Annotated in this window: 15 protein-coding genes; 13 read left to right on the top strand and 2 right to left on the bottom strand. The window is 64.5% G+C overall.

Annotated elements, in window-relative coordinates; all coding sequences use genetic code 11:
- Nucleotides 1-77 precede the first annotated feature (77 nt).
- Both E4T66_RS11470 and E4T66_RS11465 read right to left on the bottom strand, forming a co-directional pair.
- Nucleotides 78-1,097, bottom strand: coding sequence for a TIGR04283 family arsenosugar biosynthesis glycosyltransferase (locus E4T66_RS11470; protein ID WP_169577585.1), 1,020 nt, complete (start codon nt 1,095-1,097; stop codon nt 78-80).
- Nucleotides 1,094-2,134, bottom strand: a complete 1,041-nt coding sequence (locus E4T66_RS11465) for an SPOR domain-containing protein (RefSeq protein WP_136849179.1) — start codon at nt 2,132-2,134, stop codon at nt 1,094-1,096. Before E4T66_RS11465 ends, E4T66_RS11470 begins: the two co-directional genes overlap by 4 nt.
- Before the next feature lie 258 nt (nt 2,135-2,392).
- Here E4T66_RS11465 and E4T66_RS11460 point away from each other — a divergent pair, with 258 nt between their 5' ends.
- From E4T66_RS11460 to E4T66_RS11405, 13 genes are all read left to right on the top strand, one after another.
- On the top strand, nt 2,393-3,853 hold the full coding sequence (locus E4T66_RS11460; protein WP_136849178.1) for a RimK family protein: 1,461 nt from the start codon (nt 2,393-2,395) through the stop codon (nt 3,851-3,853).
- Nucleotides 3,850-4,314 (top strand): GNAT family N-acetyltransferase, encoded by a 465-nt coding sequence (locus E4T66_RS11455; protein WP_136849177.1) that lies wholly within the window; start codon nt 3,850-3,852, stop codon nt 4,312-4,314. The genes E4T66_RS11460 and E4T66_RS11455 overlap by 4 nt, the downstream gene beginning before the upstream one ends.
- A 65-nt stretch (nt 4,315-4,379) precedes the next feature.
- Nucleotides 4,380-7,115 (top strand): LuxR C-terminal-related transcriptional regulator, encoded by a 2,736-nt coding sequence (locus tag E4T66_RS21795; protein WP_136849176.1) that lies wholly within the window; start codon nt 4,380-4,382, stop codon nt 7,113-7,115.
- Nucleotides 7,116-7,508: 393 nt separating this feature from the next.
- Nucleotides 7,509-9,485 carry a hydantoinase/oxoprolinase family protein gene (locus E4T66_RS11445; protein ID WP_136849175.1) on the top strand — a complete coding sequence of 659 codons (1,977 nt, stop codon included), beginning with the start codon at nt 7,509-7,511 and terminating at the stop codon, nt 9,483-9,485.
- A 47-nt stretch (nt 9,486-9,532) separates the two neighbouring features.
- Complete coding sequence (locus E4T66_RS11440; RefSeq protein WP_136849174.1) at nt 9,533-9,973, top strand: acetone carboxylase subunit gamma; 441 nt, start codon at nt 9,533-9,535, stop codon at nt 9,971-9,973.
- Nucleotides 9,974-9,988: 15 nt separating this feature from the next.
- A complete protein-coding gene (locus tag E4T66_RS11435) occupies nt 9,989-12,121 on the top strand; it encodes a hydantoinase/oxoprolinase family protein (RefSeq protein WP_136849173.1) in 2,133 nt (710 codons plus the stop codon).
- A 12-nt stretch (nt 12,122-12,133) separates the two neighbouring features.
- The gene (locus E4T66_RS11430; protein ID WP_136849172.1) at nt 12,134-14,392 is read left to right on the top strand and encodes a hydantoinase B/oxoprolinase family protein; all 2,259 of its coding nucleotides are present in this window, start codon (nt 12,134-12,136) and stop codon (nt 14,390-14,392) included.
- Nucleotides 14,393-14,487: 95 nt separating this feature from the next.
- Nucleotides 14,488-15,285: a glucose 1-dehydrogenase gene (locus E4T66_RS11425; protein WP_136849171.1), complete on the top strand. Its 798-nt coding sequence runs from the start codon at nt 14,488-14,490 to the stop codon at nt 15,283-15,285.
- Between the two features lie 13 nt (nt 15,286-15,298).
- Nucleotides 15,299-16,153 (top strand): hypothetical protein, encoded by an 855-nt coding sequence (locus E4T66_RS21345; RefSeq protein WP_169577584.1) that lies wholly within the window; start codon nt 15,299-15,301, stop codon nt 16,151-16,153.
- Nucleotides 16,154-16,167: 14 nt separating this feature from the next.
- Nucleotides 16,168-16,629, top strand: coding sequence for a DUF3237 domain-containing protein (locus E4T66_RS21340; protein WP_169577583.1), 462 nt, complete (start codon nt 16,168-16,170; stop codon nt 16,627-16,629).
- Nucleotides 16,607-18,661 carry an acetoacetate--CoA ligase gene (locus E4T66_RS11415; RefSeq protein WP_248679652.1) on the top strand — a complete coding sequence of 685 codons (2,055 nt, stop codon included), beginning with the start codon at nt 16,607-16,609 and terminating at the stop codon, nt 18,659-18,661. The genes E4T66_RS21340 and E4T66_RS11415 overlap by 23 nt, the downstream gene beginning before the upstream one ends.
- A 26-nt stretch (nt 18,662-18,687) precedes the next feature.
- Nucleotides 18,688-19,458 carry a glucose 1-dehydrogenase gene (locus E4T66_RS11410; RefSeq protein ID WP_136849169.1) on the top strand — a complete coding sequence of 257 codons (771 nt, stop codon included), beginning with the start codon at nt 18,688-18,690 and terminating at the stop codon, nt 19,456-19,458.
- 32 nt (nt 19,459-19,490) lie between these two features.
- Complete coding sequence (locus tag E4T66_RS11405; RefSeq protein WP_136849168.1) at nt 19,491-20,627, top strand: DUF5938 domain-containing protein; 1,137 nt, start codon at nt 19,491-19,493, stop codon at nt 20,625-20,627.
- Nucleotides 20,628-20,633 lie beyond the last annotated feature (6 nt).

Raw genomic sequence — 20,633 nt, 5'->3', positions numbered from 1 at the left:
CGCCCTGTTGCGTTGCACCAGGATCGAAGGCTGCGCGCGGCAGACAGCCGGCGCCGGGGCGCCAGAGAAAGGCAGGCTCAAAGGCCGCGTTGCAGCGGCAGGAGACCGAAAAACCACCCTGCAATCAGCAGACCGGTGATGGCATCTGCCGGAGGATGATTGATCAGCGGTGCGATGTAGCGGTCGAAAGCGTGCAGCCGGGGCGTGCGGCCGTCGTCGCGACGCAGATCCAGGGCGTAGGCCAGTTGCCAGGCATTGCGCCGGGTAAAGCGACCACAGCGGTAGATCACCGCAATGGCGCCCGCGGCGCCGCGGGCGCGCAGCAGCTGCAGGATCAGGCGGCGGAACGGAGTGAGGTCAAGGGTCCGGGCGTGGCGCTGCTGGGCGTAGACCTCCGGCGCTGCGCTGAAGAACTCGAGCAGTCCGGCGTCGTGCAGCGCCATCATGACCGCCATCAGCTGGTAGCGCGGGACGTGACCTTCGCTTTCAAAGCGACGGGCCGAGGTGTGCAAGACGCCGGGCAGCAGCAGCCAGCGGCCCCGCTCGAAGATTCGCGCGGCGATGCGCTGGTCTTCAAGGATGCTCAGGCTTTCGTCAAAACCGCCCAGATCGACGAAGTGCTGCCGACTGATCAGCAGGCCCTGATCGCCGTTGATGGTGTAGCGGCGGTTGCTCGCGGTTTTGCCCTGCATGAAGCGGTACAGCGACTCGTGGCCCGGCTGGCTGCGCTCGAACTGCAGCGCGAAGTGGCCGGCGATCGGGCCGTCCCCGGTGTCGGCGGTGACGACCGCGTCGAGCGCCTGTCGCAGCTGTTCGTCGTGATCCAGTCGCGAATCGGCATGCAGGAACAGCAGATGCCCGGCATCGGCGCTGTAGGCGGCGGCATTCATCTGGCGGCCGCGACCGCGTACGCTGTGCACGACAACGGCACCGTGCGCGACGGCGATGTCCGCGGTGGCGTCATCGGAACCGCCGTCGGCGACGATCAGCTCCAGTTCGATGCCCCGTTGCCGGCGCAGCTGCGCCAGCAACGAAGGCAAGGCCGCGGCCTCGTTCAGCGTCGGAATGATGACCGACAGCTGCGCCGCCGGGGTCACGGCGTGGCGACGATCCAGGCACCCTGCAGATCGCGACGTGCACGCACTGCTGGCAGCATGGCGTCAGCTTCGTCCTTGGTCGCGAAATGGCCGCTGACGATGCGGTAGGTGGTGCCGCCGCCGAGCTTGGCCGGAACGACACGCGCCTGCAGTCCCTCCGCACTGAAACGCTCGGCTTCGGCGGCGGCACGCTGGGCATCACTGACCGAGCCCAATACGATGCCCCAGCCGCCTCCGGTCTGCGCTGCAGCCGCGGTGTTCGGTGTTGCAGCGGCGACGGGCGCGGCTGCGGCAGGCTTGGGCGGCGCGGGCTCAGTCTGCGGCGCGACCGGGAACGCCGGCTGCGGCCGGGCCTGGGCCTGGGCGCGTTGCAGAATCTCGTCGCGCAGGGCGTCGTCGTTCGGGAAGGCGGTCAGTTGCAGGCGGGCGGCAAGCGAGCCGACCTGACGGGCAGAACTGAGTGCTGTGCCGGCGCCGCTGGCGAGCAGGCAGCTGCCGGGCTCATCCAGCCGCTGCGGGCCATCCGGAGTACCGACTTCAATTGCGCCGTGGAGCAGGCACACCTCGTCGGCCGCATCGTCGTGACGAATCCACGCGGCAGCGCCGAAGATGCGCAGCTTCAGCACGCCCGCATTCAGACGGACATCCGACGGGGGTTGCGAGGCGTCCTTGGGGCGGGTGTCGATGTTGATGCTGCCCTGTTCGAGCACCAGTTTCGACAATTGCATCCGCGTGGGCGGCTCCGGCGGAAACAGGCTGTGGATGCGCAGGGTCGAGTCCGGTCCCAATGTCGCCAGTCCGGTGCGGCCGACCTGCAGCGCGACGTGCGAGGCACGACCGGTATGGACACGATCGCCGGAATTGAGCGGTTCCGGAACCTCAAGTGCGCGCGCCACGCTGGCCTGTTCGCGCAGCACGTCCCCGCTGAGCCGCACGATATCGAGGCGGGTGCCGCTGGCGGCGTGCGCTGAACCGGCCATGCCGGCGAATACGGCCAGCGCCAACACGCCCCGCCCGCACTTCGCGAATCCCATCATCTATGTTCTCCCGTCGACCGGTGGCGTCGTTGCCACTGTCGTGATTGCCCGGTGCAAAGGGTAGGGGTTCAGCGCCGCGATGTCGAAGAAAACGACACCCCTCGTGGACTTGCGGGCCCGGTGCTACGATGCCGCCGCGGTACTCCAAACCACTATCGCCGCCCCTATGCCCGAACCTCCCCAAGCCGCCCGGTGCGGCATGTGTACTGTTGATTGTGCCCATTGCAGTGGCCGCGGGATTGCGGCCGTCGGGCACCCATGAGCGGCATCGTCGTTGTCGATCAGCGTGCCGACTGGCCGGTGGACATTCCCGGGCTGGAGGTGGTTACCGCGTGGGAATACCTGACGCAGGAACTGCACACTCGCGCGCGTCGCCTGCGTGTCTATAACCTGTGCCGCTCGTTTGCGTACCAGTCGATCGGGTATTACGTATCGCTGCTCGCCGGTGCCCGCGGGCACAAGGCGTTGCCCGAAATCACCACGATCCAGGATCTGAAGCTGGCGGAATCGCCGAGCATCATCAACGACGAGATCGAGGCGCTGATCGAGCGCTCGTTGGGGCGGATCGAGTCGTCGCAGTATGTAATGAACATCTACTTCGGCGAGAACCTGGCGCGCCGGCATGAGCGTCTGGCGCGGGCTTTGTTCAATCTGTTCCCGGCGCCGTTGCTGCAGGTCAAGTTTGCGTACAAGGGCGACGAATGGCGGGTCGAGTCACTGGGTCCGATCGCCCTGGGTGAAGTGCCGGCGTCGCACATGGAGTTCCTGTTCGAGGCCGCGCGCGACTATTTCGAGCTGCGGCGCAGCCCGCGCACGCGGCGCGAGTCGGCGCGCTATGACCTGGCGATTCTGGTCAACGAAAATGAAAAGGATCCGCCGTCGAATCCGCGCGCGCTGAAGATGTTCGAGAAGGCCGCCGAGGATCTGGGTTTCGACGTCGAATTCCTCGACAAGAGTGACTACGGTCACGTCGCCGAGTTTGACGCGCTGTTCATCCGTGAAACCACCGCGGTCAATCATCACACCTATCGCTTTGCGCGCCGCGCCGCGCGTGAGGGGCTGATCGTGGTCGACGATCCGCTGTCGATCCTGCGTGCGGCGAACAAGGTCTTTCTCGCGCAGTTGATGGAACGCCACCGGATTCCGCAGCCGAAGACGCTGCTGATCCACTCGCGCAACGTGCGCGAGGTCGCCGATGTGCTCGGCTTCCCCTTTGTGCTGAAGCAACCGGACTCGCAGTTCTCCAAGGGCGTGATCAAGGTGGATACGCCCGCTGAACTCAAGCGTGTGGCCGGGGACATGCTGGAGCGCTCGGATCTGATCATCGGGCAGAGCTTCGAGCCGACCGAATACGACTGGCGCATTGGCGTGCTCGACGGACAGCCGCTGTACGCCTGCCGGTACTTCATGGCCAAGGATCACTGGCAGGTGGTCAAGCACGGCGAGTCCGGTGGCAAGATCGAGGGCAACCACGAGACCCTTGCGGTCGAGGATGTGCCGCAAAAGGTTCTGAGCATCGCGCTGCAGGCGGCGCGCGCGATCGGGACCGGACTGTATGGCGTCGACCTGAAACAGTTCGGCAAGGTGGTCAAGGTCATCGAGGTCAACGACAACCCGAATATCGACCACGGCGTTGAGGATCTGGTCCTCAAGGCCGAGCTCTACAAGAAGATCATGGCGTACTTCCTCAAGCGGCTCGAAGCGCGTACACGCACATGAGTGCATCGCAGCCGCTGCGTGTCCGGGCCGGGCGCTCCGGCGATGTCGAAGATCTGCTGGCACTGGAAGCGAATTTCCCCGGTGACCGCATGTCGCGGCGTAGCCTGCGCCATCTGCTGAGTGCGCCAACCGCACGCGTGTGGGTGATCGCACAGCAGCGGCAGGTGGTGGCAGCAGCGATCGTGCTGCTGCGCCGAGGCAGCTATTACGGCCGCATCTACTCAGTCGTGGTTGCGCCGCAGTGTCGCGGGCGGGGTCTGGCGCGGCAGTTGCTGCGATATGCCGAGCGCGATGCGCGTTCGCTCAAGCTGCGTGGCCTGAGTCTGGAAGTGCGCGTCGACAATACAGCGGCGCGGACGCTGTACCGAGATCTGGGCTACGTGGAAACACAAGTCCTGGAGCACTACTACGAGGACGGCTGCGACGGCGTGCGATTGCGTCGGGAGTTCGCAACCGACTGATTGGGTGCCGGCGTCGCGAGCCGGGCGCTGCGCTATAGTCTCGGCCCGATGCGAGGAGCTGACGGATGGGCCACGAGAGCTCGGTCGTCGCACGCGGTGTGACGGACGTTTACGAACACAAGTTTTTCCCGCCTCCGGTTTACGAAGGCGCGATCCAGCGCAGCGCGTTGATGGCGCAGCTGCAGCAGGAGTCGACGCTGCGCCTGATCGTGGTGCAGGCGCCGGCCGGGCATGGCAAATCCACCTTGCTGCAGCAGATGAAGTCGGCTGCAGAATCCCAGATGGCGCTGACTGCGTGGTTGACCCTGGACGAGGCCGACAACGACATGCGGCGTCTGGCCGGGCATCTGCAGGGATTGATCCTGCGGCTCGGTGGCAGCGATGAACTGGCCAGCTCCGGGGATGTGGACGGCGACATCGGGCGGCGCCGGCTGAATGACTGGCTGATCCGTCGGCTGGTGCAGCTGGAGCGCCGGGTCGATCTGTTTATCGACGAATTCCAGACCCTGAACCGCAAGCCGGTGCTGGCGGTGTTCCGCGACCTGCTGCAGCACCTGCCGGAAACGGTGACGATCTATATCGGTTCGCGCGCGATGCCGGAGATCGGGCTGGCGCGGCTGGTCGTCAATCATCAGGCGCTGGTGCTACGCGCACAGGATCTGCGCTTCACCGCAACCGAGGTGCAGCAGTTCTTCGCCGAATCCAAGGATCTGCAAGTCAGCGCGGATGAGATCGATGCGATCTTTCGCCGCACGGAAGGCTGGCCGGCCGCGGTGCAGCTGTTCCGATTGGGGCTGGGCAGCACTTCGGTGCGACGCTCGCTGGCCGATCTCAACGCTGGGCGGCCCGGCGAACTCGCCGAATACCTGGCCGACAATGTGCTGGCGCTGCAGCCGCCACGGATTCAGGAATTTCTGCTGCGTACATCCATGCTGAGCCGGCTGTCGGCCGAGCTGTGCGATCACGTCACCGGTTGGCAGGACTCGCAGAGCATCCTGCTGTATCTGGAGCGATCGGGGCTGTTTCTGCGCAGCCTCGATTCGGATCTGCGCTGGTTCAAGTACCACACGCTGTTCTCATCATTCATGACGGAGCAGCTCCGCGAGCAGGATGCCGAAGCGGTGATCGCGATCCACCGTGCTGCGGCGCAATGGTTTTACGCGCACGAGCAGTTCGAGGAGGCGATGCATCACGCCGTTGCGGCACGCGACCACAGCTTCGCCGCCGACATTCTCAACCAGTGGGCCAACAGCCTGATCCCGGACGCTCTGCTGACCACGGTCGAACGCTGGTCGGATCGTCTGCCACTGGAGCAGATCGAACGGCGGCCCGATCTGGCGGTCAAGATCGCCTGGGCGCTGACCTTCATGCGCCGCAATCAGAAGCTGCGGCCGATCATCGATATTCCGATGCGCCTGGGTGCCGAAGCCGATATCCGCAAAACCACCAGCGGCGATGTCGTCAATGTGATGCTGGCGGTGGCGCATGACGATTTGCGCCTGTCGTTCGACATTCTCGATCGGATCCCGGTCTCCGATCAGTCGCCGGAAGGGTTCTGGGCGTTCGAGCTCGGTGCCGCGGCCAACGTCGCGGCGTATCGTGCGCAGATTGCCGGCAACTACGACGCTGCGCGCGAATTCCTGGGGTTGGCGCGGGCGTATGGCACCACCGGCAGCTCAGCGTTCAGCGGGGGCTATACGGTGGCGCTGGCAGGTATCAATTGCCTGGCGCAGGGCCGCCTGGCAGAGGCGCTCGAACGCTTTCGCAGTGGCTTTTCCGAACAGCGGCCAGACCTGGATGAGTCCATGGCGTCCGGTTCGCTGGTGTCGTGTTACATCTGGACGCTGTATGAGGCGAACCGGCTCGACGCGGCCGAGTCGATGTTCAAGCAGTTTCACGATGTCATCAGCGATGCCGTGCTGCTGGATTTTCTCGCGGTCGCCTATATCGCCATGGCGCGGATTCAGATTGCCCAGGGACGCACCGCGGTGGCGCTGCAGGTCCTGGATGAATGCGAGGACATCGGGCATGGCGCCGGCTGGCCGCGGCTGGTGCGTATTGGCGGTTGGGAGCGGGTACGGCTGGCCTTGCTGGACGGTGACATCGAGCGAGCCAAAACGCTGGCCAGCCGGCTGCCACAGGGTGGCCAGCCGGATTTCGCCGAGGGCTGGATGACGTTCTCCGAAAGCCAGGAGGCGCACGGCATCGGTGCGCTGCGGCTGGCGATTCACGACGGCCAGGCGGTCGAGGCGCTCGAGCGGATCGGCGTTGAGCTGAGCCGCGCGCACGCCGATGGCCGTGTGCACCGGGAGATCAAACTGCTGGTGCTGGAAGCCTGCGCGCATGCGAGCCGGAATTCGGACAATCTGGCGCTGCGCAGTCTGCATCGCGCACTGCAGCTGGCGCGGCCGGGCGGCTACGTGCGCAGCATCATCGACGAGGGGGACGTGGTGGTGCGGCTGCTGCAGCAGATCCACGCCACGGTGCAGGATGCCGATCCTGCCGCGCAGCAGCAACGGACTTTTGTCGAGACCCTGTTGCGTGCCGCAGGGGCGGGCATCGAACCAGGAACACGTGGCGCGTTCGGTGATGGTGGTTTCCAGCCGCTGGAGCCACTGACCGAGCGCGAAAAAGAGATGCTGGTCTATCTCGGCAACGGGGTTTCCAACAAGGAAATGGCGGCCAAGCTGTTCGTTTCCGAAAACACCGTCAAGTTTCACCTGAAAAACATCTACTCCAAGCTGGCGGTCAACAGCCGGCTGCAGGCGATCAACGCCGCGCGCCAGATGGGTCTGCTATAGGGCCCGGAATTCGAGCGCCGCTGCAGTGCGTGAATCGCACTGCAGCATCGACAAAAACTACCCGCAAGGGTAGCGGCAGCCACCCACTGGCACGCCTAACCTGACTCCAGTTTGAGACCTGATCCAACGCGGGCACAGACCGTCACCGGAACACTCCGGGGCGGCTCGATCCGCAGCGCCGTTGCAGTGCCCGATGCCACGGCGACAAGACCGAACAGGAGGAGCTGGGATGTCTGCAGTCCGCGCCGATGCGCTGCGCTGTCGTCGCCGTGTCTGCGGCGCAAGCCGCGATGTCTGTGCCCGATTTTCTTTGTCACCCCATCGCCCTGATGCGCGCTGCGCGGCTGTGCCGCGCGCAGTGTCGGGCGGTCCCATTCAGTAGGGAGAGTCACCATGTCTGTACCTGCACCCTGTGTGGACACCGCGGCAGTGCCGGCCACCTCATCCGGCAAGCTGATCAACATCGACAACGGCGGCACCTTGACCGACATCTGCGTGATCGATGGAGCGCAGGTCTACCGCACCAAGACCGTGACCACGCCGTACGATCTGTCGAAGTGTCTGTTCGACGGACTGAAGAAGGCCTCCCGGCTGATCTATGGCGACGACGACGTGCAGCAGCTGCTGCTGTCGACCGAGTACATCCGTTACTCCACCACGCAGGGCACCAATGCCCTGGTGGAGCGCAAGGGCCCGCGTCTGGGGCTGATTGCCGGCGGCGGCCTGACCGTCGATGCGCTGCGGCGCGACGCCGATGCCTCCGGGCTGCTGGACGCGCTGGTCGGCACACGCGTACAGGCTTTGCCCGGCGGTCTCGAAGGCGAAGCGCTGGATGCGGCGGTGACCCACGCCGTGACCAGTCTCGCCTCCGCCGGCGCCAATCGCGTCGTCGTCGTGTTCGGCGGCGATGCCCGCGTCGACGGTGAAACCCAGGTCAAGAAGATCCTGCTGCGCCGCTTTCCACCGCACCTGCTCGGCGCGTTGCCGATCCTGTACTCGCACGAACTGGTCGACGATGCGGATGACGCTCGCCGTACGTGGACGGCATTGTTCAATGCATTCCTGCATCCGGCGATGGAACGCTTTCTGTACACCGCCGAGCATCGCTTGCGCGAGTACAAGACGCGCAACCCGCTGCTGATTTTCCGCAATGACGGCAATGCCGCGCGCGTGGCACGGACCGTCGCGATCAAGACGTACAGCTCCGGGCCGCGTGGCGGAGCCGAAGGCGTCAAGGCGCTGGCGGCGCATTACGGCTTCAAGCATCTGCTGTCGATGGATGTCGGCGGCACCACCACCGACATCGGCGTCGTCGACGACGGCCATGTGCGGCTGGATCCGCGTGGACGTGTCGAAGGCGTTGAAACCTCGTTCCCGCTGTGCGACGTGATCAGTGTCGGCGTCGGCGGCAGCTCCATCATCAAGGCCGACGGCAAGCGGATTCAGGTCGGTCCGGAAAGCGTCGGTGGTGCGCCGGGGCCGGCGTGCTTCGGTCTCGGCGGCACACTGGCCACGATCACCGACGCGTTTCTGCAGATGGGTCTGCTCGATCCGGTGTCCTACTTCGGCGGCGAGCTGAAGATCGATGTCGAACGCGCGCGTTCTGCCATTGCCGAGCACGTCGGGCGTCCGCTGGGTGTAAGCGCGGACGAGGCGGCTCAGGACATGGAAGCCGCATGGGTGTCGAAGATCGCCGACAGCCTGAAGAAGTTCAGCAAGATCACGCCTGAGACCACGCTGGCGGCGTTCGGCGGCGCCGGACCGTTTGTGGCGTGCAAGGTTGCCGAGGCTGCGGGGATCTCGCGCGTGATCGTGCCGGGTCTTGCGGCCGTGTTTTCGGCGTTCGGCATCGGCTTTTCGGATATCGGGCATACCTTCGAGCAGGCGCTCGATGGCACTGATGCGGCGGCGATGGCGGCAGCGCGCGAGGTGCTGCTGCTGCAAGCACAGCGCGGCATGTTTGCCGAGGCCGCGCGACTTGAAGAGTGCGCGCAGCGGTTCAGCGTGCTGGTCAGCGATGCGGACGGCGAGCGCGTGATGCCCTGCGACGGCGTGACGCCGCCGGCCGGCCTGGCTGCGGACGCGCGTCTGGTGTTGCAGCTGGAAGTGGTGAAGCCCATTGCACACGCCCGGATCACGGGCCGCTTCGGCAGCGCCGACAAGCCCGCGGCGCGCGACGGCAGCCGACGCACGCTCTGCGGTGGCAAGTGGCAGGAGCTGCCGCTGTACCGGATCGAGGCGCAGAGCGGCGGCTGTCAGGCGCAGGGGCCCTGCGTGCTGGAGGAAGCCTTTTTCACCTGTCGCGTCGAGGCCGGCTGGCGTTTCGAAATCAATGAAGCCGGCGACATTCTGCTGTCGCGCGCCGGCTGAGCCTACCCATCGAGTTTGCGTCGAGATCTGTTTCGAGGATGTCGTCAATGAAAGTACTGATTACTGAATACCTGCGCATCAATCTGGATACTGAGATGTGGGAATGCCGCCGCTGCGGTCACGAGCACATCTCGGCGCGCGAGAACTACAAACGCGGTCTGCTGGTGTATGACCGCGATCCGCGCGAGATCCACAAGCCGCTGCTGGATACCACGCTCTACGAGCGCACCTATTCGCCTGACCCGCAGTGGTGCCGGATTCTGGAGTACTACTGCTCCAAGTGCGGAACGCTGGTCGAGGCCGAATACCTGCCGCCTGGCCATCCGCCAGTGCATGACATCGAACTCGACATCGACGCGCTGAAGGCTCAGTGGGTCGATCGCGAAGAGGTGCTCGAGCCGGTGATCGGACCCGATCTGGCGCTGGAAAAGGTCAAGCATGGGCGTGCGCTGCATGCGCAGGCGCATGGCCACGACCATCAGCACTGAGCCGAGGAACGAACGATGAGACGAGTATCGGTCGATATCGGCGGGACCTTCACCGACTGCTTCGTGGTCTGGGACGAACGCAGCATCGAAGGCAAGGCACTGACCACGCATCACAACCTGGCGCTGGGCTTCAACGAGGCGCTGAGCAACGCCTGCGAACAGCTGGCGCTGGATGTCCACACCCTGCTGTCCGGCGTCGATTCGGTGCGCTATGCCACGACGCTGGGAACCAACGCGCTGATCGAGCGCAAGGGTCCGCGCATCGGCGTACTGGTCACCGCGGGCTTCAAGAGCACGATTCCGCTGTCGCGTGCGCGCGGCTATGGCGAGGGACTGCCGGAAGAACGGCAGATGGATATTCCCAACGCACAGCGTCCGGAACCGATCGTGCCGATCCCGATGATTCGCGAAATTCGCGAGCGCGTGGACTATCTGGGCGCCGAGTTCCTGCGTCTGGACGAGGACGATGTGCGCCTGCGCATTCGCGAACTGGTCGACGCCGGCGCCGAGGCGCTGGTGGTGCTGTTCACCAACAGTGTGGTCAATCCGGCACACGAGCTGCGCGTGCGCGAGATCTTCCTGGAGGAGTATCCGGGTCATCTGCTCGGCGCGATTCCGATGCTGCTGTCGCACCAGGTCGCCGGGCGCAAGGGTGAGTATGCGCGCGGCATGTCGGCGATCATGGACGCCTTCCTGCACCAGACCATGTATCACGGACTCGGCACGCTGGAACTGAACCTGCGAGGCCAGGGGTACGAGCGGCCGATGCTGGTCAATCACAACTCCGGTGGCATGGCGCAGCTGAACTCCACCGACGCGCTGCAGACGGTGCACTCGGGACCGGTATCCGGCATCGCCGCCAGCGAACATCTGATGCAGCAGACCGGCCTGGGCAACGTCGTCGCCACCGACATGGGCGGTACCAGTTTCGACATCGGCATCGTCGATCAGGGCGGGGTCAAGCACTACGACTTCAATCCGGTGATCGACCGCTGGCTGGTGTCGATCCCGATGGTGCATCTGGTCACGCTCGGCGCCGGCGGCGGTTCGATCTGCAGTTACGACCGCATGTTCCGCACGGTCAAATGCGGACCGGCCTCAGCCGGTTCCGATCCGGGACCGGCGTGTTACGACCGCGGCGGCCTGAACCCGACCGTGACCGACGCCGATCTGCTGCTGGGATATCTGGACCCGGCGAACTACGCCGCCGGCCACATCAAGCTGAACCCGAAGCGCGCGCGCCAGGCGATGGAAGACCTGTGCGACGAGCTGGATGTCGACACCATCGAAGCGGCCAAACTGATCAAACGCACGGTCGATGCCAACATGGCGAACGGTATCGCGACCGAGCTGCGTACGCGTGGCTATGAACCCAGTGACTTCACGGTGCTGGCCTATGGCGGCAACGGTCCGCTGCATGCCTGCGGTATCGCCGAGGTGCTCGGTGTGGATCGGGTGCTGGCGCCACCGTTCTCGTCGGTGTTCTCGGCCGTCGGTGCCGGCAACATGAATCAGATGCACATTCACGAGACCAGCACCTGGACCGTGCTGTTCGACGCCAACCTCAAGCGCTTCTACGCCGACTACAACGCGTTCAATGCTCATGTCGAGGCACTGGAGTCGCGCGGGCGCGAGGATTTGCTGCGCCAGGGCTTTGCGGCCGAGGACATCCGCTACCGCCTGGAGCTGGACATGCGCTACGGCAATCAGCGCGTGCAGACCGCTGTGGTGGCCGATCAGACCCGGCTGCAGTCGCAGGCCGACGTGATCAAGCTGATCAACCAGTTCCACACCCGCTATGGCGAGCGCTTCGGCAAGGGCAGTCAGTCGCCGGAAACCGGCGTGCGCATCAATACCATCCGCGTGTGTTCCTACGTCGAGCAGTCGACGGTGCGCTTCGCCGGCATCGAGGACGATGGCCGCGAGGGCCACAGCGTCGAACCGGTCGGCACGCGCGAGTGCCACTTCCCCGGGTATGACGGCGCGATCGAAACCCGCATCTACGACGACCGCGCGCTGGCAGAAGGCACCCGCATCGAAGGGCCTGCGCTGGTGACCACGCGCGCAACCACCTACCTCGTCAATCCCGGCTGGCGCTACTACGCGGCAGCACAGAACGCCGTCTGGTTCACCCGCGGCGGACACTGATCGGAGACAGCCATGAATGATATGACCCAGCTTTCTGCAGAAGACAAAGTCCTGCTCGATCAGTTTCTGGCCGAGAACAAACTGTTTCTCGGACCTGATCCGGAGATCATGCGCGACCACACACTGGCGCCGCGCACGCCGTTCGAGAATGAAGTCCTGACGAAGGGACTCGACCCGCATCAGACCCACCATATCCGGGGCCTGATCAACGCGGCCCTGTCCGAAGCCTTCGAAATGGTTAATCAGATGGGTGCGGCTCCCGGTGCCAAGTGGGGGGATCTGGTCACAGGGGTCTACACCAACAGCGGCGACCTGGCGATGATCGCGCCGCACGGCATCATCGCGTTCGCGGCGTGCTGCTTCTATCCGATCAAGTTCATCATCAAGAACTGGGTCAACGACCCGACCGTCGGCGTCAACGACGGCGACGGCTTCATTCACAACGACGCGCGCTATGGCGGCATCCACAACACCGACCAGTCGATGATGATGCCGCTGTTCTACAAGGGCGAGCTGGTGTGCTGGCTGTCGTCGACGATTCACGAAGGCGAGAACGGCGCCTGCGAGCCGGGCGGCATGCCGGCCGCAGCGGAGAGCAAGTACGACGAAGGCATCAAGATGTCGCCGTTCAAGGTCGTCGAGAACTTCCAGCTCAAGCGCGATCTGGTGACCTTCCTGCAGAACTCGGTACGCGATCCGAAGCTGCAGCTGGAAGACATGAAGGTCAAGCTGCACGCGGTCATGCGGCTGCGCGAGCGCATGATTTCGATCCTCGACCAGTTCGGCAAGGAAGCCGTCTTGGGAACCTTGCGTTCGCATCTGGAAGACGTCGAGACCGAGATGCGGCGCCGCATTCGCGAAATGCCGGACGGCACCACCCGCGTACTGCAGTTCATGGATTCATCCCTGCGCGAGAACTGCCTGCAGAAAATATCGCTGGCGATCACGATCAAGGGCGACCGTCTGATTATGGATTTCCGCGGCACCGCGCCGCAGTTCATGAACCGTTCGGTCAACACCAACATCGCCTCATTCAAGGCGGCCCTGTGTACCGGACTGCTGCAGAACATCTGGCCGGATCTGCCGCACACGATGGCCGTGCTGTCTCCGATCGAGGTCATCACCGACCGCAATTCGATCATCGATGCCGAAGGCGAAATGCCGCAGGCCATGAGTCTGATGCCGCTGTTCAAGGGCTGCGTGGTCTGGACCATTCCGATGAACAAGTTCAGCTACAGCCTGCCGCACAAGTATTCGGCGGTGATCGCGTCGCAATATGACCAGGCGGCGACCCTGATCTACGGCGGTCTGACCCAGCATGGCGATGTCACCGGCAATTTCTGCGCGGATATCAACGGCAACGGTCAGGGCGCGCGTTCGCACGCTGACGGTGAGCATTCGGTGTCGCCGGTATTCGGTTTCATGTGCGACTCCGGCGAACATGAGATCAACGAAGAGGACACGCCGATCATCCGTCTCGGCGCGCAGCGGCTGGCCAAGGACCGCGTCGGTTGGGGCAAGTACCGCGGTGGCATGGGTTACGAGCAGATCGCGACGATGCGCGGTTCGCTGATGTGGGGCTTCATGACCGGCTGTGAGGGGTCGAAGTTTCCATCGGCGCAGGGTCTGTTCGGCGGCTATTCGTGTCCGTCGTACCAGTTGTGCAAGATCAAGGGCATCAATGTCTTCGACGTGCTGCGTGAAACGCCCAAGGCGATCGAGGAATTCGACATCGTGCGTCTGATGAACGAACGCCCGATTCCTGGCGGCAAGTACACCTCGCAGGACATGGGCATGACCTTCGAGCTGTGCAACGAAGGCGAGCTCTACATGATCTGTCAGGGCTCCGGTGGCGGCTATGGCGATGTGCTGGAGCGCGAGCCGGCGCTGGTGATGAAGGATCTGGCCGAGGATCTGATTTCTCACGAGAACGCGCGCGACATCTACAAAGTCGTCTACGACGAGAAAACCCTGATTGTCGACGCCGAGGCGACGGCGGAACTGCGTGCAGCCTATCGACTGGAGCGCATCAGGCGCGGCAAGCCGTTTGACCAGTTCTGCAAGGAGTGGGTCACCCCTGAACCGCCGAGGAACCTGCCGTACTTCGGCAGCTGGGACGACACCACGGTGATCTACGCCACCAGCGCCGGTCAGCGCATCACGATGCCGGCCGATCAGTTGCAGGGTGTGTTCATGCCCAATCCCAAGGACGTGCGTATCGCCGAGCTTGAAGCGCAGCTGGAAGCGTGCATGGCGAAGACCGCGGCGTAGCTGCGGTACGCCTGGCCCATCGGGTTCAAGGCGCGGGATGTACGGATAACCGTGGGACGCGGTCTGGGCGCAGCAGGTCAAGAGGAGAGCGGTGCATGGATTACACGAAGGTTTTCAGACTTGACGGCAAGGCCGCGCTGGTCAGCGGTGCTGCAAGGGGCATTGGCGCCGAGATCGCGATGGCGCTCGCGCAGTCCGGCGCCGCGGTGCTGGTCACCGATGTGAACGATGGTGCGGGTAGGGAAACCGTGGCGCGTGTTCGTGCCGCTGGTGGGCGCGCCGAGTTTCAGCATCACGACGTCACGGATGAAGCCGGGTGGGCCATGGCCAGCGCTGCGATGCTGCAGCACTTCGGGCGTTACGACATTCTGGTGAACAACGCCGGAATTGAAACCGCAGCGTTGTTCGCACAGTGCGAGGTCGCGGATTTTCGCAAGGTGCTCGATGTCAACGTGACGGGAGTGTTTCTCGGGATCAAGCATGCGCTGCGCACGATGGGGGAGGCGGGTGGCGCCATCGTCAATCTGTCGTCGGTCGCCGGCCTGATCGGCACCACGGCGCATGCCGCATATCACAGCTCCAAGGGCGCGGTACGTTCGATGACCAAGGCAGCGGCCATCGAGTGCGCGCAGCTGAAGAACGGTGTGCGCGTCAACTCGATACACCCGGCGATCGTGCAGACCGACATGGGTGACAAGTTCGTGCAGGACTTTGTTGATCTGGGCCTGGTTCCTGACGCCGCGACAGCGCATGCGGCATTCGAGGCCGCACATCCGCTTGGCTTTGGCCGTGTCGAGGATGTGGCCTGCGCGGTGCTGTATCTGGCCTCCGATGCGGCGCGCTGGGTGACCGGTGCCGAGCTGGTGGTCGACGGCGGTTATACGGCGGCGTGAGGAAGGATCGAGCATGAGCGGATTCCTCGACGGTGTACGCCAGCGACCCGGGCAACTGCTGTGGCTGGACAGCGACGCGTATGCATGGCGGCTGTTCGGCGGCGATGCGCGGCAACTGCTGCAGGCGGCGGAATACGTCGCAATGCAGCGCAAGGCGCAGGGTCTGCTGCGCTCTGATGTGGTGGCGCTGGACGTGGCAACGATGGTGGGTGCAGTGCTCGATGCGCGGCCGGCACTGCGCGCTGCCATGACGCAGAAACGGCGTGCGGTCGCGCCGCTGAAGACATTGGTAGCCGATGCCGGCCTGCGCCAGGGGCTTGATGAGCTGCTGTCGGGCCTGCGCGGCAGTTTTGCCTCGACGCCGCTGGCACTGGTGATGCCATCGCCGCGGCGCTGGTTGCGTGAAAGCTATGCACAGGCCTTCGGCGCCGATGCCGGGATCGAGATCGGTGAGGACGAAATCGATTCCGCCGCCGTGCAGCTGGCGGACTTTCTACGGCATTTTGGCGAGTCTGGCATTGATGTCCTGCTGATGAGCGAAGACGCGGGCGATCTGCCGGCGGCTGCCGGCGAGCTGGAATGGTATCGGCCGGTGCTGAACGTCGCTGCGCACTACCGCTGGGACCTGGGCCTGCGTCTGGATGCGGCGCCGGCGGCCCCTCTGGATGCCGACGGCATCGGCTTCGTCATTGCGCCGTCTTCCGCACTGCCAGCTCAGGCCGGGCTGCACGGACGGCTCATCGAGCCGGCGTTCTGGTCCGCGGACACTGCCGCAGTGCCGGGCGCCGCGGACTTTCGCTATGCGGCTATTCCGGCGGACGCGCAGCCCGAGACGGTGCTCGCGCGGCTGGCTGCGTTACGCGCCTGATCTGGAGAACGCCGATGTTGCCGTACCAACTCGACTATCTGTGCTCGTACCGGGCGCAATTGCAGGCGCCGCCGGAAGTGATCGGGCCCGTGCCCGGCGGGGCGCGCGTGAATTTCTATGTCACCGGTGGCGAGGTCGAGGGGCCGCGTCTGCGCGGAAGGCTGCGTGCGGTCGGCGGCGACTGGATGACGGTGCGCGAAGACGGCGTCGGCATCCTCGATGTCCGCGCGACCATCGAGACCCACGACGATGCGCTGATCGAAATCGCCTACCAGGGTGTCGGTGATCTCGGTGAGGACGGCTATGCAGGCTTTCTGCGCGGAGAACTGCCGCCAAAGCTGAGCTTGCGAACAGTGCCGCGGGTGCGCACGGCGCACCCGGACTATCTCTGGATGAACCGCCTGCAGCTGCTCGGCGTTGGCGAGGCAGATCTGCAAACTTTCGAGGTGCGTTATGACGTCTATGCGGTCCGCTGAAACCGTCGAAAGCGTGCGCGAGGGCGAACGCCTGTGGACCCCGCGGCCCGAATTCGCCGCAAAGTCGCAGGTCGAGCGCTATCGCCGCTGGCTGGTCGACTCACGCGGCGTCGGGGTCAGCGACTATTCCGAACTGTGGCAATGGTCGGTGGCCGAGCCGGAAGCGTTCTGGGCCACGATCTGGGACTACTTCGACGTACTCTCGGATGCGCCTTACAGCCGCGTGCTCGACCGGCGTGAGATGCCGGGCTGCGAGTGGTTTGCAGGCTCGCGAGTGAACTACGCCGAGCACCTGCTGCGTCACGAGCCCGAGGGCGGCAACGCGGCGGTGTTCCATCACCTCAGCGAGAACCGCGAGCTGGCGGCGATGAGCTGGAACGAACTCGGACGTCAGGTGCGCATCGTCGCGACGCAGCTGCGTGCGCTGGGGGTGAAGCCGGGCGATCGGGTGGTGTCGTACATGCCCAATGTGCCGGAAACGGCAATCGCGATGATCGCGACCACGGCGATCGGCGCGGTGTGGTCGTCGGCGGCGCCGGAGTTCGGTGTCAAGACCGTGATCGATCGCTATGCGCAGATCGAGCCGAAGGTGCTGTTCGCGGCGGACGGTTATCGCTTCGGAGGCAAGGACTTTGCCCGCGGTGCCGAAGTCGAACAGATTGCCGCAGCCTTGCCGAGTCTGCAGCACGTGATCTGGTTGCCATATCTGCACGCAGGACCGCCGCCGCCTTCGCTGCCGGGCCTGATGACCTGGGCGCAGCTGCTGGACCATGCGGACGTATCGCGGGACGCATTCGAGTTCACACGCGTGGCGCACGATCATCCGCTGTGGATCGTGTTTTCGTCCGGGACCACCGGACTGCCCAAGGCGATTGTCCACAGCCACATCGGCGCGTTGATCGAACATCTGAAGCTGATGCACTTTCATCTGAATCTGAGTCCGGATTCGGTGATGTTCTTCTACAGCACGACCGGCTGGATGATGTGGAATCTGCTGTTGGCGGCGCTGGTCACCGGCAGTGCGATCGTGCTCTATGACGGCAACCCGGTCCACCCGCAGCCGGATTTTCTGTGGCAGCTGGCGGCGCGCACCCGCGCGACCAATTTCGGCGCCAGTCCGACCTTCGTGCAGATGATGGAAAAGGCCGGCCTCAAGCCGGGAGAGCAGTACGATCTGGCCGCACTGGAGTCGATTCTGGTTGCCGGGGCGCCGTCGACGCCGGAAACCTTTGCCTGGTTCTATCGCTGCGTGAAGCCGGATCTGTGGGTGACCTCGCAGTCCGGCGGCACCGAGTTGTGCAGCGGCTTTGTCGGCGCTTCGCCGACGCTGCCGGTGCATGCGGGCGAAATCCAGGCCCGCATGCTCGGTATGGATGTCCACGCCTGGAGCGACGATGGCGAGGAGCTGGTCGATGCCGTCGGCGAGCTGGTGGTGACGACACCATTTCCGTCGATGCCGATCCGCTTCTGGAACGACGCCGGTGACAAGCGCTATCGCGAGTCCTATTTCGATGTGTTCCAGCACGCGGATGGCACGCCGGTGTGGCGCCATGGTGACTTCATCAAGATCAACGCGCGCGGCGGCTGCTACATCTACGGCCGCTCGGATTCGACCTTGAACCGCTACGGTGTGCGCATCGGCACCGCCGAGATCTATCGCGCGGTCGAACAGGTCGAGGGGGTGGCCGACAGTCTGATCGTCTGCTGCGAACTGCCCGGCGGAAACTACTTCATGCCCCTGTTCGTGACGCTGAAGCCGGGTATCGCGCTCGACGACGACTTGCTGGCGCGCATCAGGCGCAAGCTGCGCGACGACTGCAGCCCGCGGCACGTTCCGGATCAGATTTATGCCGTGCCGGCGATTCCGTACACCTTGACCGGCAAGAAGATGGAGATCCCGGTGCGCAAGCTGCTGATGGGTCTGCCGCTGGAGAAGGCCGCGAGCCGCGACGCGATGATGAATCCGGATTCGATCGACTGGTTCGTGCGCTTCGCGCAGGAATCAACGGACTATCAGTGGCGCGCGGCCTGACGCGTGAGTCTTGAGGAGAGACGGCGATGAATCGAGTGAAGGACAAGGTCTGTCTGGTGACCGGAGCCGCGCGCGGTCTGGGTCTGGCCGCGGTGCAGGCGCTGCTGGCCGAGGGCGCGAAAGTGATGCTGACCGACCGCGACAGTGCGACCGGTGAAACCGAAGCGGCACGTTTGCGCAGCGAGGGTCACGACGCCTGCTTCATGCCGCAGGACGTCACCGAGGAGGGGCAGTGGACCGAGGTGCTCGACGCCGTCATCAAGGCCTGGGGCAGGATCGATGTCGTCGTCAACAATGCCGGAGTGGCAACCTTGTCGGATGTCGAAGCCACTCGTCTGGCGCAGTGGAAGTCGACGCTGGCCGTGAACCTGGACGGCGTGTTTCTCGGCACGCAGGCGGCGATTGCGCGCATGAAGGCGGGCGGGGGGTCGATCGTCAACATTGCCTCGATCGAAGGCCTGATCGGGGAGCCGCTGATTCCGGCCTACAACGCCAGCAAGGGCGGTGTGCGCCTGTTCAGCAAGTCCGCCGCGATCCACTGCGCCCGCGCCGGTTACGGCATCCGCGTCAACTGCGTCTGCCCCGGCTTTGCCGAGACGCAGATGGTGGCAGCGGCAGTAGCGACACTGCCGCCGGATCAGGCCCAGGCTTTTGTCGAGCGCACCCTGGCGCGCATTCCATTGGGACGATTTGCGCGGCCCGACGAGATTGCCAGCGCGGTGCTGTTTCTGGCCTCTGATGAATCCAGCTACGTCACCGGCTCCGATCTGGTCGTCGATGGCGGCATGACTGCATAACGAAAAAATACCGAACAACGAGGAGAGCTGGAATGAGCAAGAAGCCTGTTGTGGTCTACGGTGTCACCGGATACACCGGGCGCCTGGTGGCGGAATATCTTCGCGAACACCGCGTGCCGTTCACGGCGGCGGGGCGCGATGCCAAGCGCATCGCCGAAGTGCTGTCGAAAGTGCCCGGGATCGAGAACGCCGACTACGACATCGCCGAGGTGGAGCACAGCACCGAGGCACTGACTCGGCTGATGAAGGGCAGTCAGGTCATGTGCAACATGGTCGGTCCGTTCATGAAGTACGGTGGTGAAGCGGTTGAGGCCTGCCTTGCCGCCGGTGCGCACTACACCGACACCAACGGTGAGCAGAACTGGATGATGCATGCGGAGGCGACCTGGGGCGCGCGCTTCGCCGAGCGCAAACTGCTGCTGGCGCCCGGCATTGCGCAGATGTACACCACGGGAGAAATCGCGGCCAATCTGTGCCTGGAAACGCCGGGGCTGGACACGCTCGACATTCTGGTGCTGTGGCGCGGGTTTCCGACCTATGCGTCGACGCAGACGATCTTCAGCATCCTCACCGCCGAGTTCTTCCATCTGGAGCAGAACCAGTACGTGAAGTGGGCGCCGACCGCCAAGGCCGAGGTCATGGTGCCCGGTCAGCACGAGACGGCGATGGCGCTGCCCTGGGGCGGGACTGCGCATCCGGTGTGGTTCAAGAACGATCCGCGCGTGGCCACCTGCAAGGCCATGGGCGGTGTGTTCGAACGCAGCGTGATGGAGGGCGTGGTGCAGATCGCAGCGGTGGTCGAGGAAAAGATCAAACCGTTGCCGAAGGACGAGCAGGAAAAACAGCTGTCCGAGATGGCGGCGAGTCTGCAGGCCGGCATGCCGCCGCGCGAGAATCCGCGCATCAACACCTCGATCGATTCGGTGCACGCGAGTGGTCCGCTCGGGCGTGCGCATTGCGTGATTCACGGCAACTGCAACTACAAGCAGACCGGCCTGCTGCAGGCCTACGCGGCCTACCATCTGTTGCAGGCGCCGCCGCTGCGCTATGGCTTTGCATCCGGATGTCAGGCGTTTGGACACCGGCCGCTGCTGGGGGTGCTGCAGTCATTCGGACTGGTCAGTGCTCCGCAGCTGACGGTGCATGCGGCTACAGCGGTTCGCTGCTAGCGGAAC

It is taken from the genome of Sinimarinibacterium arenosum (genome assembly GCF_005047655.1).
Lineage (GTDB): Bacteria > Pseudomonadota > Gammaproteobacteria > Nevskiales > Nevskiaceae > Solimonas.
Note: the sequence above shows the minus strand (reverse complement) of the source record. Positions and strands in the feature narration are given on the sequence as shown.

Bases quoted from the DNA above. Each gene is read 5' to 3' on its own strand.
- E4T66_RS11465 (WP_136849179.1), bottom strand. From the start codon at position 2,134: ATGATGGGATTCGCGAAGTGCGGGCGGGGCGTGTTGGCGCTGGCCGTA.
- E4T66_RS11460 (WP_136849178.1), top strand. From the start codon at position 2,393: ATGAGCGGCATCGTCGTTGTCGATCAGCGTGCCGACTGGCCGGTGGAC.
- E4T66_RS11455 (WP_136849177.1), top strand. From the start codon at position 3,850: ATGAGTGCATCGCAGCCGCTGCGTGTCCGGGCCGGGCGCTCCGGCGAT.
- E4T66_RS21795 (WP_136849176.1), top strand. From the start codon at position 4,380: ATGGGCCACGAGAGCTCGGTCGTCGCACGCGGTGTGACGGACGTTTAC.
- E4T66_RS11445 (WP_136849175.1), top strand. From the start codon at position 7,509: ATGTCTGTACCTGCACCCTGTGTGGACACCGCGGCAGTGCCGGCCACC.
- E4T66_RS11440 (WP_136849174.1), top strand. From the start codon at position 9,533: ATGAAAGTACTGATTACTGAATACCTGCGCATCAATCTGGATACTGAG.
- E4T66_RS11435 (WP_136849173.1), top strand. From the start codon at position 9,989: ATGAGACGAGTATCGGTCGATATCGGCGGGACCTTCACCGACTGCTTC.
- E4T66_RS11430 (WP_136849172.1), top strand. From the start codon at position 12,134: ATGAATGATATGACCCAGCTTTCTGCAGAAGACAAAGTCCTGCTCGAT.
- E4T66_RS11425 (WP_136849171.1), top strand. From the start codon at position 14,488: ATGGATTACACGAAGGTTTTCAGACTTGACGGCAAGGCCGCGCTGGTC.
- E4T66_RS21345 (WP_169577584.1), top strand. From the start codon at position 15,299: ATGAGCGGATTCCTCGACGGTGTACGCCAGCGACCCGGGCAACTGCTG.
- E4T66_RS21340 (WP_169577583.1), top strand. From the start codon at position 16,168: ATGTTGCCGTACCAACTCGACTATCTGTGCTCGTACCGGGCGCAATTG.
- E4T66_RS11415 (WP_248679652.1), top strand. From the start codon at position 16,607: ATGACGTCTATGCGGTCCGCTGAAACCGTCGAAAGCGTGCGCGAGGGC.
- E4T66_RS11410 (WP_136849169.1), top strand. From the start codon at position 18,688: ATGAATCGAGTGAAGGACAAGGTCTGTCTGGTGACCGGAGCCGCGCGC.
- E4T66_RS11405 (WP_136849168.1), top strand. From the start codon at position 19,491: ATGAGCAAGAAGCCTGTTGTGGTCTACGGTGTCACCGGATACACCGGG.